The 12,693-nt window shown below is 43.0% G+C and carries 10 protein-coding genes; all 10 read left to right on the forward strand.

Annotated features, from left to right (window positions below):
* Positions 1-143 precede the first annotated feature (143 nt).
* The 10 genes from N8M93_RS13780 to rlmN all read left to right on the forward strand — a co-directional run bounded on the left by N8M93_RS13780 (position 144) and on the right by rlmN (position 12,687).
* Positions 144-2,861, forward strand: a complete 2,718-nt coding sequence (locus N8M93_RS13780) for a calcium-translocating P-type ATPase, SERCA-type (RefSeq protein ID WP_261132735.1) — start codon at positions 144-146, stop codon at positions 2,859-2,861.
* Between the two features lie 459 nt (positions 2,862-3,320).
* A complete protein-coding gene (locus N8M93_RS13785; protein WP_261132736.1) occupies positions 3,321-4,202 on the forward strand; it encodes a YicC/YloC family endoribonuclease in 882 nt (293 codons plus the stop codon).
* A 69-nt stretch (positions 4,203-4,271) separates the two neighbouring features.
* Positions 4,272-4,532: an extracellular matrix/biofilm regulator RemA gene (remA, locus tag N8M93_RS13790; RefSeq protein ID WP_225065642.1), complete on the forward strand. Its 261-nt coding sequence runs from the start codon at positions 4,272-4,274 to the stop codon at positions 4,530-4,532.
* Positions 4,533-4,558: 26 nt separating this feature from the next.
* Positions 4,559-5,173 (forward strand): guanylate kinase, encoded by a 615-nt coding sequence (gmk, locus tag N8M93_RS13795; protein WP_261132739.1) that lies wholly within the window; start codon positions 4,559-4,561, stop codon positions 5,171-5,173.
* Positions 5,174-5,380, forward strand: a complete 207-nt coding sequence (gene rpoZ, locus N8M93_RS13800; protein WP_261132741.1) for a DNA-directed RNA polymerase subunit omega — start codon at positions 5,174-5,176, stop codon at positions 5,378-5,380.
* Positions 5,381-5,590: 210 nt separating this feature from the next.
* Entirely contained in the window at positions 5,591-6,805 is a 1,215-nt protein-coding gene (gene coaBC, locus N8M93_RS13805; protein ID WP_261132743.1) for a bifunctional phosphopantothenoylcysteine decarboxylase/phosphopantothenate--cysteine ligase CoaBC, read from the forward strand.
* Entirely contained in the window at positions 6,802-9,222 is a 2,421-nt protein-coding gene (gene priA, locus N8M93_RS13810; RefSeq protein WP_261132745.1) for a primosomal protein N', read from the forward strand. Before coaBC ends, priA begins: the two co-directional genes overlap by 4 nt.
* An 83-nt stretch (positions 9,223-9,305) precedes the next feature.
* Complete coding sequence (gene fmt, locus N8M93_RS13815) at positions 9,306-10,235, forward strand: methionyl-tRNA formyltransferase (RefSeq protein WP_261132746.1); 930 nt, start codon at positions 9,306-9,308, stop codon at positions 10,233-10,235.
* A 2-nt stretch (positions 10,236-10,237) separates the two neighbouring features.
* Complete coding sequence (rsmB, locus tag N8M93_RS13820) at positions 10,238-11,608, forward strand: 16S rRNA (cytosine(967)-C(5))-methyltransferase RsmB (protein WP_261132748.1); 1,371 nt, start codon at positions 10,238-10,240, stop codon at positions 11,606-11,608.
* Positions 11,602-12,687, forward strand: coding sequence for a 23S rRNA (adenine(2503)-C(2))-methyltransferase RlmN (gene rlmN, locus N8M93_RS13825; protein ID WP_261132750.1), 1,086 nt, complete (start codon positions 11,602-11,604; stop codon positions 12,685-12,687). The genes rsmB and rlmN overlap by 7 nt, the downstream gene beginning before the upstream one ends.
* The last annotated feature ends 6 nt before the right edge of the window (positions 12,688-12,693 follow it).

Consider the following 12,693-nt stretch of genomic DNA (forward strand, 5'->3'; position numbering starts at 1 on the left):
CGGTAAGGTTTTTCAATCTTTTAAACTAGAACTTTACTCCTCTTTCATAAGCTCACATTCAAATTCCCGTTCCATTATAGCATTTTTTGGGACAATCCTGAATATAGATGGCTTGTATAAGAAGGTTTAAACGGGGTGGAAGAATGAAATGGTATACGTTCTCAACTTCAGAAATTGAAGAAAGACTTCAGACCAGCACCAAAACAGGATTGACCGTAAAAGAAGCTGAAAAACGATTTGCGGAGGACGGCCCCAATGAACTGCAACAAGAAGAACGAATGTCTGCCATTATCGTTTTTTTAGCACAATTCAAGGATTTCATGGTCCTAGTGTTATTGATTGCAACCTTGATTTCGGGGATTCTTGGAGAGTATATGGACGCCATCACGATCATGCTCATCGTTTTCGTGAACGGAATCCTGGGTTTCTTGCAAGAACGGAAAGCTGAACGATCATTGCAAGCATTAAAGCAACTTTCAAGTCCGAAAGTCCAGGTATTACGTGAGAAGGAATGGATTACAATTCCTTCTCGTGAGGTTGTCATTGGGGACGTCATCCGATTCTCTGCAGGGGATAGGATCGGTGCAGATGTCAGGTTGATCGAGGCAAGGTCGTTGTCTGTGGAAGAATCAGCCCTTACAGGTGAATCTTTGCCATCACAAAAAAATGGGACAGTCAGCTTGCAAGGCGATCATGAACCTGGGGATCAAGAGAACATGTGCTTCATGGGAACTCTCGTATCCAATGGAAAAGGAACGGGAATCGTAGTCGGGACGGGTATGGGTACAGAAATGGGGAAGATCGCCCACCTCCTGAAGAGCGAAGAAGGATTACAGACCCCATTGCAGCGACGGCTTGAGCAGCTCGGTAAGATCCTTATCCTCGTCGCACTGTTACTGACTGCCCTCGTTGTCGTAGTCGGAGTCATCCAAGGTCATGATGTGTATACGATGTTTCTTGCTGGAGTTTCACTAGCGGTCGCTGCCATACCAGAAGGCTTGCCGGCCATTGTGACGATCGCACTCGCATTGGGTGTGCAGAAAATGATCCGGAGACGAGCAATCGTCCGAAAGCTCCCTTCAGTGGAGACATTAGGTTGTGCAACAGTCATCTGTTCGGATAAGACAGGTACCCTCACTCAAAATAAAATGACAGTCACGGATATTTGGAGCAGCGGTAATTCCTGGCAGGTGACAGGAACTGGTTTTGAGTTGTCAGGAGACTTTATAAAGGGAGATCAAACTGTACAAGTCGATAATTTTCCGGCTTTGAAGCAGCTCTTAACCTTTGGTGTGCTTTGTAATAACGCTACAATCAAATTTTCAGAGAGAAAAGGGAAGAACGGTTATCAAATAAACGGTGACCCCACTGAAATTGCTTTGCTCATAGCTGGTCAAAAAGCAGGACTGAGTAAAGAAGCGCTGCAAGAAGCTTATCAAATCAAAGATGAGTACCCATTTGATTCGGATAGGAAGATGATGAGTGTTCATGTTCGTACTTCGGATAATCAGGAGTATATCGTGACAAAAGGGGCACCAGACGTTGTGTTATCTAGATGTGATAACATCTTATGGAATAATCGGAAAGCCTATTTGGATGATTCGAGGAAAAACGGCGTACACCAGGCTGTGGAAAGGATGGGAAGCCGTGCTCTGAGAACGATCGCAGTCGCTTACCGGCCGTTGAAAAAGGGAGAAAGAGTAAGCACTTCTTTCGAGGCAGAATCGAATTTGACCTTCATCGGATTACAAGGGATGATTGATCCACCTCGACCCGAAGCAATTGAATCAATCAATGATTGTCAGCAGGCTGGAATCAAGACAGTGATGATCACCGGGGATCATATCGTCACAGCAAAAGCAATCGCCCGAGAGCTGAACATGCTCCCTGATCATGGAAAAGTGATGGAAGGAAAGACACTGGCCGCAATGACCGTCGAGGAGCTTGAGGATGTTGTGGATGATGTTTATGTTTTTGCAAGGGTATCTCCCGAACATAAATTGAAAATCGTCAAAGCCCTTCAAAACAGAGGACATGTGGTAGCGATGACCGGTGATGGGGTAAATGATGCACCTGCCATCAAAGCTGCGAACATCGGAATTGCAATGGGTGAATCAGGTATGGATGTCGCTAGAGAAGCTTCTTCCCTTGTCCTATCCGATGATAACTTTGCAACGATCAAAGCTGCTATTGAAGAAGGCAGGAATATTTATGAAAATATACGGAAGTTCATACGTTACTTGCTAGCATCCAATGTTGGGGAAATATTAGTGATGCTGTTTGCAATGCTGCTTGCATTACCGTTACCTCTAGTTCCAATCCAAATCCTCTGGGTGAATCTAGTGACGGATGGTTTGCCTGCAATGGCATTGGGTGTGGATAGCGCTGAAGAAAATGTCATGAAAAGAGCACCAAGGTCTACGAAAGAAGGAGTGTTTTCACGAGGGCTTGGCTGGAAAATCATCAGTCGCGGATTTTTGATTGGAATCGTCACAACCATTGCCTTCTGTATCGCTTATTTTGAAAATCCGGAAAATCTAGTCAGAGCACAAACCATTGCATTTTCAACACTTGTAATGGCACAGTTGATCCATGTGTTCGATTGCAGAAGCGAGCGTTCTGTATTCCATCGCAATCCGTTCGGAAATATATATCTTGTATGGGCAGTCATTTCGTCAGTCGCTCTGCTTGCTGTCGTTGTATATTATCCCCCACTTCAGCCGATCTTCCATACTACAAATCTCACGATCAGGGAATGTCTATTAGTCCTTGGTATGGCAGCATTACCAACCTTTGCACTTGCAGGTTCACACCTGTTCAATAAGAAAAAGCATAAAGGTCATACAATCAAGCAAGCCTAATAAAGTATGAAATGAGGCTGGGACAAAACGATAACCGCCAACAGAAAAGACGAACAATAAAACAAAATAGATAAAATGAAAACGAAAAGCGTAAGCAACCTCCTTCGACTCCTGCGGGAACAGCACGAGTCGAAGCCCCCGGAAGATAGCGGTCTGTGCTTTCTGAAGAGGCTGAGGCCGCGCCCGCGGAAAGCGAAGGATGTTGACGAAGCGGGACCTTCATGTATTGCCACTAAAGAAAACCCGGACAAACGTTCGGGTTTTCTTTTTTCACTTTAAGAATGATAAATACTTTCCTCAGTATAAGAGCAGCTATGGCTCAGCCGTCGCCAAAAGGCTTGGCTGAGCCAAGTTTTCTTTACCGTATTTCCGCTTTAAAAGGAATTAGGGACTATAAATCTTTCATAATCTTGTCCACTGTTGTAAAATTGTATAGAATAGTACAATGGATGTGATAATGTGATTAAAAGTATGACGGGTTTTGGAAGAGCATGCATTGAGCATGATGAATACACGATCACTACAGAGATCAGATCCGTGAACCACCGTTTTACTGAGGTTCATGTTCGGATGCCGAGACAGCTGACGATCATTGAGGATAAGGTCAAACGTTGTGTCACACGATACATAAAACGGGGTAAGGCTGATGTGTGGATCACCGTTGAAGGCGAAACAGGTGTAGAACGCGAATTGACTGTGGATTGGGGATTGATGGATCAGTATGTTGCTGCGCATGAAAATGCAAATGAACGATACAATGTCCAGGATCCAATCCGTTATCATCAACTCTTAACATTTCCGGACATCGTTTCTATTCGCGAGAAAGAGAGTGTATCCGATGAATTTGCAGAAAAGATACTAGAATCTGTTGAAAAAGCAGCTTCTAAGTTGAGCGAAATGAGAGTTGAGGAAGGAAAACATTTGAGAGAAGATCTCAATCAACGGGTAACGGTGATTGAAAAACTTCTTAACGAAGTAGAATCCTTTGCACCAGATGTTCAAGAGGCTTATAAAGAACGTCTTTATAAAAGGATTAAAAGCATCAATGATGGAACGGTCGAATTAGATGAAGACCGTATCTTGACTGAAGTTGCGATATTCGCTGATAAGTGCAGCATTGATGAAGAATTGATCCGTCTGAAAAGTCATCTAAGCCAATTCAGAGACATATTAGAGGAATCTGAACCTGTGGGAAGAAAATTGGATTTCCTCGTCCAGGAGATGAATCGTGAAAGCAACACGATCGGATCAAAAGGAAATGATTATTCAATCAATAAAAATGTTGTACAATTGAAGAGTGAAATTGAAAAAATCAAAGAACAAGTACAAAACATTGAATAAGGTATGATCTAGAGGGTTGTACGTTAAGAAACTTGGATACGCTAGATATAGATAGCCAGGAGGTAACAAATGAACATTAAATTGATCAACATTGGATTTGGAAATATTGTTTCGGCAAATCGGATCATTTCGATCGTAAGTCCAGAGTCTGCTCCAATCAAGCGAATCATAACGGATTCAAGGACACAGCATAAATTGATAGATGCGACTTATGGTAGAAGGACACGTGCCGTGATCATCACGGACAGTGATCATGTTATTCTTTCTGCTGTACAACCCGAAACGGTAGCTCAAAGATTACTAAACAAAGAGGATTTGACAGAAGAATAGAGAGTGACTGAGGTGTAAAGGTTAATATGAAAAATGAGAGAGGAATTTTGTTCGTTTTATCTGGTCCCTCCGGTGTTGGAAAAGGAACAGTGAATCGAGCATTGCGTCAACAATGGAATGGGCTTGAATTTTCGATTTCCGTTACTACCCGTAAACCTCGTGAAGGTGAGCAGGATGGGATTGATTACTTCTTTAAATCCCGTGATGAATTTGAAAAGATGATTGAACAGAATGAACTTCTTGAATGGGCAGAGTATGTGGGGAATTACTACGGGACTCCGTTGCATTATGTAGAGCAAACGTTGGCTTCCGGTAAGGATGTTCTGCTTGAAATTGAAGTCCAGGGTGCTTTGCAGGTGCGAAAACTGGTACCCGAAGGCGTATTCATTTTCCTTGTTCCTCCAAGTCTTGCTGAACTTCGAAGTCGAATCGTTGGCCGAGGGACGGAAACTGAAGAGTTGATCAATAATCGAATGTCCGTTGCTAAGGAAGAACTAGAAATGATGGATCATTACGATTATGTTGTGGAAAATGATGAAATACAGGCGGCATGTAATCGTGTCAAATCGATTGCAATTGCGGAACATTGCAAGAAAGAAAGAATCAAACAACAATACTTGAGATTACTGGAGGTTGAGTAAATGTTATATCCTTCAATCGATTCATTGATGGAGAAAATAGATTCCAAATACACGTTGGTGACAGTTTCAGCTAAAAGAGCCCGAATGATCCAACAGGCATCAGAGCCGATGATTGATGATCCGAAATCCAACAAATTCGTTGGTGTGGCTTTAGAAGAGATCATCGATGGAAAACTAAGTTATGACATTACTAAGCTAGAAGGATAGAGGGGTTGACCCATAAGTGTCTGACGTACTCCGTTGAACCAACATCTTGATTCAATTTGTTGCCGGGGAGACGCCTGACACTTTTCTTATGGGCCGGCCCTTTTTTACCTTAACTATATTAATCATAAGCAGTTAAATAGTAAACTTTCTTTAAACGAAATTTCACCGTAAAAATATTATGTATACAAAAAGTAGTAGGGGATGGTTTCAGTGTCTAGCAATAAAAACATTTTGCTATGCGTGACAGGAGGAATAGCGGTATTTAAAGCTGCTGCCCTCACAAGTCAAATCAGACAAGCTGGGTATGAGGTCAAGGTGATGATGACAAAGTCTGCGATGGAATTCGTTACACCATTAACTTTCCAAACACTCTCTAGGAATCCTGTATATCATGATACATTCGATGAAAAAGATCCATCCGGTGTGGCTCATATCGATTTGGCTGATTGGGCTGATCTGGTCGTCATTGCACCAGCGACAGCAAACAGCATTGGTAAACTGGCAAACGGGATTGCAGATGATATGACCTCTACGACATTGTTAGCAACGACCGCTCCAATCATGATCGCTCCTGCCATGAATGTCCATATGTATGAACATCCGGCAGTCTATTCGAATATGGAAAAACTGGCTGACTTCGGATACCGATTCATAGAACCTGGGGAAGGGTTATTAGCATGTGGTTATGTGGGTAAAGGAAGGCTTGCAGAACCAATTGAAATCCTTGAAGCAATCGGTGCTTTTTTTAAGGAAGCGGAAAATCAAATTTTACAAAATAAACATGTGCTGATCACAGCGGGACCGACTAGAGAACATATCGATCCAGTGAGGTATTTTTCCAACCGTTCAACTGGCAAGATGGGATACGCTTTAGCAGAAGCAGCCGTTTCACTTGGTGCAAAGGTGACGCTTGTCAGCGGCCCTTCGGTGCTCAAGCCGCCATTCGGAGTAGACATGATCCCGGTGGAGACAGCTGAAGAAATGTTTGAAGCTGTAATGGACCATTATGCTGATGCAGACCTAGTGATCAAATCAGCAGCGGTTGCTGACTATCGTCCAAAACTCACGTATGATTCGAAAGTGAAAAAGAGTGAAGGTGATTTGTCGGTTGAGATGGAAAGAACGAAGGATATCCTGAAGGAACTTGGCCGCTCCAAAACAAGACAAATATTAGTCGGTTTTGCTGCTGAAACGGATGATGTTGAGCGGTACGCAAAAGATAAGCTAGAAAGAAAGAACTTGGACATGATCGTTGCAAATGATGTTTCACAAAAAGGATCAGGTTTCGAAGGAGATACGAATCAAGTTTATATTTATGGCAGGGATGGTCATGAGCACAAAAGTGCCTTAATATCCAAAAAACAAGCAGCAGAACTGGTGCTGGAAGAATCTCTCCGATACATGAACGGGTTGAATAAAAGATGATCGCTGGGGTGATTGTCGATGTTCCAGCAATTGGTACGGACCGGACGTTCGACTATCGGATCCCGGACGATTTAGAAAGTGCGGTACAAATCGGCATACGTGTCGTTGTGCCTTTTGGACCCAGAAAACTGACCGGATTCGTAATAAGTTTGAAGGAATCCTCAGAGCATAAAAAGTTGAAGAAAATTGAAGATGTTGTCGACCCTTCACCGGTCATAAATGGAGAACTTATTGACCTTGGGAAATGGATTGCAGACAACACTTTATGTTTTCTTCATTCTGCGTATCAGTCGATGCTGCCAGCAGCCATGAAAATGAATTACACGAAGCGTATTCATATGACGGAAAAAACGGATATGGACAAGTTTCCGGACAATATCCAGACATCTCTTCGATCTGATAAAGGTCTGAGCTGGGATGAGGTTTTGAAGATGGGCTCAGAATATGTACGTAGTGTACAAACAGGTTTGAACGAAGGGCAGCTTGATGTCCAATATGAAATACGATCAAAAGGAAACAAAAAGAAGCAGAAAGTCATCAAAATCTCCAAAACGCCTGAAGAACTAGCAAAAGCACGGGATGAGATGATAAAACGTGCACCAAAGCAAGCGGAGGTCTTGACTTTTATACTTGAATCCAACCATCAAGAGATCCTTACTCAAACGTTGATAGAGAGAACCAACAGCTCACGAGCGGCGGTGAAGGGGTTGATTGAGAAGCAACTATTGCTTGAAACTGATAAGGAATTGTACCGGGACCCTTACCAGGATCGTGAATTTGAAAAAACGATATCGTTACCGCTCACCGGTGAACAAAAGTCTACCATCGAACCTATTTTAGAAGATATCCAAACTGAAACACATGAAACGTTTCTCATCCATGGGGTGACAGGTAGCGGAAAGACGGAAATCTATCTGCAAGCAATTGAACAAGTCCTCCATCTCGGAAGGGAAGCGATCATGCTTGTCCCAGAAATTTCTTTGACACCGCAAATGGTTCATCGATTCAAAAGTCGGTTCGGGTCAGAAGTAGCAGTATTGCATAGTGGCCTCTCAGTTGGAGAAAAGTATGATGAATGGCGAAAAATACATCGTAACGAAGCACGTGTAGTTGTAGGAGCGCGGTCAGCAATCTTCGCACCCTTCAAGAACCTTGGAATCATCATCATCGATGAAGAACATGAATCAAGTTATAAACAAGAAGAGAATCCTCGCTACCATGCAAGGGATATCGCGATCCAAAGAGGGAAATCCCATAAGTGTCCGGTCGTGCTGGGTAGTGCAACACCGACGTTGGAGTCCTATGCACGTGCGCAAAAAGGGGTATATACACTTTGCACTCTCAGCGAACGTGTGAATAATCGGGATATGCCGACAGCTGAAATTGTCGATATGAGGGAAGAGTTACGTTCAGGCAATCGGTCCTTATTCTCAGAGACACTCTTTCAGCGTTTGAAAGACCGGAAAGAGAAAGGTCAACAAAGTGTTCTGCTTTTAAATAGAAGGGGTTACTCCACATTCATCAATTGTCGCGATTGCGGTTATGTCGCACAATGTCCGCACTGTGACATTTCCCTTACTTTCCATAAAAGGTATAGCACGCTCAAGTGTCATTATTGCGGTTATGAAGCACAGCAACCTTCCACTTGTCCAGAATGCAACTCAGAGCATATCCGTTTTTTTGGAACAGGAACACAGAAAGTCGAGGAAGAGCTTAACCGGCTGATGCCAGAAGCTAAAGTAATCCGAATGGATGTTGATACCACTAGCCGCAAAGGGATGCATGAAAAACTATTGAATTCTTTTGCCGAGAAAAAAGCGGATATTTTGTTAGGGACACAAATGATCGCAAAGGGATTGGATTTTCCGAATGTCACACTCGTAGGAGTTTTAGCAGCAGATTCTATGCTCCACCTCCCAGATTTCCGTTCCTCAGAACGAACATTCCAGCTATTGACCCAAGTAGGCGGAAGAGCAGGGAGACATGAGCTTTCAGGTGAGGTCGTCATCCAAAGCTATACACCAGAACACTATAGCATCCAACTTGCTCAGTATCATGATTTCCTCACTTTTTATAATAAGGAAATGCAAATTCGGAAATTACACCAATACCCGCCTTTTTATTTCTTGGCACTCATCACGATTTCTCACGAAGAACTGATGTATGTCGTGGACATATGCGAAAAAATTGCAGGACGGTTGAAAGAATCCCTCAGTTCACAAGCTATCGTCCTCGGACCAGTAGCCTCACCAATCCCTCGTATGAAAGATAGATATCGGTACCAATGCGTGATAAAATACAAAAATGAACCGAAATTAAAAGAAACATTGAATGAAATTCTAGTCCATTACCAGAAAAGGATGCAGCGGGATGGGTTGGTTATTGGCGTAGATATGCATCCTCAAACAATCATGTAATAAGATGATAATTCAAAAAGTACTGAAAGGGAGAGAAGTTCGCAAAATCTCTTAAATAATGGACTTATAAGATAGGTGATTAAATGAAAATCGTGTTTATGGGAACTCCGGATTTTTCAGTTCCGGTTTTACAAAGACTCATCCGTGATGGTTATGAAGTAGTGGCTGTTGTTACTCAACCAGATAAGCCGGTCGGCCGGAAGAAGGTGATTACACTGCCACCTGTGAAACAGGAAGCGTTACGGCATGAGATTCCTGTTTTACAACCTGAAAAGGTGAGGGTGGAATATGAGGAAATCCTTAAGTATGAGCCAGAACTGATCGTCACAGCAGCATACGGACAAATTTTACCTGGCGAATTGTTGGATTATCCTGAATTAGGCTGTATAAACGTTCATGCTTCTTTACTTCCTGAATATCGAGGAGGAGCACCGATCCATAAATCGATTATCGATGGGAAGAAAGAAACCGGTGTAACGATCATGTATATGGTAGAAAAACTGGATGCTGGAGATATGCTTAGTCAAGTGAGGGTTGAAATCGAAGAGGATGACACTGTTGGCAGCTTACATGATAAGTTGAGCGAGGCAGGGGCAGAATTGCTTGGGGATACCATTCCGATGCTGGTGAATGATGAGCTGCAACGGATTGCCCAAGACGAATCGAAAGTCACATATGCTCCCAATATTTCTAGAGAAATGGAAAAAATTGATTGGACAGCAGACGGAAACGACATCTATAACCAGATTAGAGGATTGAATCCTTGGCCTGTCGCTTATACGTCATTAGAAGGAAAGAATGTGAAAGTCTGGTGGGGAACAAAAGAAACGGTTGAACCTAAAGGTGAACCGGGACAAATTTTAGCTTTGGATAGCAGAGGGATATTGGTAGCGACAGGGGACGAAACAGCAATAAGGATAACAGAGCTGCAACCGGCAGGGAAGAAACGTATGGAAGCTTCTCAATACCTTGCTGGTGCACAACTGACTACAGAAATGAAATTCGGTGAATAAGTATGAAGAATGTACGAGAAGTTGCTACAGAGCTGTTATTGAAAATTGACCGCTCACAAGCATATAGCAACCTTTTATTGAATCAGGCAATACAGAAAAATAACCTTTCAGGGAAAGATGCAGGTCTTTTGACTGAAATTGTTTATGGCACGATCCAAAGGAAAAACACATTGGATCATTACTTGAAATCGTTCATAAAAAAACCATTGGCCAAACTCGAAGACTGGGTTCTAGTACTCTTACGGCTGTCCGTCTATCAAATGGTCTACCTTGATCGGGTCCCAGACCACGCAATCATCAATGAAGCGGTTGGCATTGCAAAAAAGAAGGGGCACAAAGGTATTTCCGGATTCGTCAATGGCGTCCTTCGGAATATCCAACGAAAAGGGGTCCCTGGTGTTGCATCAATAGAAGGTGAGAGGTTACAATTAGCCATTGAGTGCAGTCATCCAGAATGGTTGGTTGAACGCTGGGTCGACCAGCTTGGAGATGAACGTACGAAAGAAATGTGTAGGATCAATAATACTCCGCCGTCAGTTACAGCCAGGGTGAACCGTTTGAAGATGTTCGCTGAAGAAGCTGTTGGACGACTGGATGAGCAGTTTGTCGAAGCAGAACTGAGCGAATTCATACCAGAAGGCATCAAGATCTTATCAGGTAATCTTCCTAAATCGGAACTTTACGGATCAGGTTGCCTGACTATCCAAGATGAAAGCTCGATGATTGTCGGGTATGCACTTGACCCACAACCAGGTGAACGTGTATTGGATGCCTGTGCCGCACCTGGGGGGAAAACAACTCACCTCAGCGAAAGAATGGAAGATAAGGGTGAAATCACAGCGATCGATTTGCATGATCATAAAGTAAAGCTTATAGAAGAGCAGGTTGATCGACTTGGATTGACGAATATTGAAACGATTGCGATGGATACTAGGAAAGCAGCGAAATTATTCAAGGAAGAAACATTTGATCGTGTTCTTCTGGATGCCCCATGTACAGGTTTTGGTGTGATCCGGAGAAAACCGGATATCAAATGGGCGAAACAACCAGACGATATCGAACGGATTCAAAAGGTACAATTTGAATTGTTGGAAGCAGTCGCCCGGGTCGTCAAGGTTGGTGGATTATTGGTGTATAGTACGTGTACAATAGAAGCAGAAGAGAATAGCAATCAGGTTGAGCGATTCTTAGATCGCCATCCTGAATTCGAATGGGATGTCACTTTATCTAAAAGGCTGCCGGTACCTGTACAATCATACGTATCAGATTCAAAGGGGGAGGTCCAGATCCTTCCTCAATATTTCAACAGTGACGGATTTTATATTGCATGTTTAAGAAAAACTTCTAGAAAAGGCGGTGATGAAACATGTTGAAACCGTTAACGGAAAAACAGACCAATCCAAATGTAGGGGCATCGATATTTTCATTAAAATATGAGGACCTTTTGGATTGGTTGAAACAAGAAGGTGAACCATCGTTTCGTGCAAAACAGATTTATGAATGGCTGTATAGGAAACGAGTGACATCATTTGATGAGATGACGAACCTTTCTAAGGACCTCCGTGAAAAGCTGAACGACGCATTTGTGATCACACCTTTAAAACAGGTGATCCGGCAAGAATCCAAAGATGGAACGATCAAGTTCCTATTTGAACTTGAAGACGGCTATTCGATTGAAACGGTGTTGATGAGACATGAGTATGGAAACAGTGTTTGTGTCACGACACAAGTTGGATGCCGATTAGGTTGTACATTTTGCGCTTCCACACTAGGTGGTTTGAAACGCAATCTGAAGGCCGGGGAAATCGTTGCCCAAGTATTAGAAGTGCAGCGTGCCATGGACGAAACAGATGAACGTGTAAGTTCAGTTGTAATCATGGGGATCGGAGAACCTTTTGATAACTATGAAGATTTGATTTCGTTCCTTAGAATCATCAATCATGATGAAGGGTTGAATATCGGAGCAAGGCATATCACGGTATCTACAAGTGGGGTTGTACCAAAGATCTATGATTTTGCAGATGAAGGAATGCAAATAAACTTTGCGATCTCTCTGCATGCGCCGACTACAGAAATCCGCAGCAGGCTCATGCCAGTCAACCGTATGTATCCACTTGAGGATCTGATGGACTCGATCCGGTATTATATCCGGAAGACTGGGCGTCGTGTCACATTTGAATACGGCCTGTTCGGGGGAGTGAATGATCAAGTCGAGCATGCTGAACTTTTGGCTGATCTGATCAAAGATATAAAGTGTCATGTTAACTTAATTCCTGTAAACTATGTACCAGAGAGAGATTACGTCCGTACACCTAAAAATCAAATTTTCAAATTTGAAAGTACGTTAAAAGAACGCGGTGTGAATGTTACCATTCGTCGAGAGCAGGGTCATGATATCGATGCTGCTTGCGGTCAATTACGTGCGAAGGAGCGTAAGGACGAAACGAGGTGAAGAAGG

This window comes from Bacillus sp. Marseille-Q3570 (genome assembly GCF_946151055.1).
Classification (GTDB): Bacteria; Bacillota; Bacilli; order Bacillales; family Fictibacillaceae; genus Pseudalkalibacillus.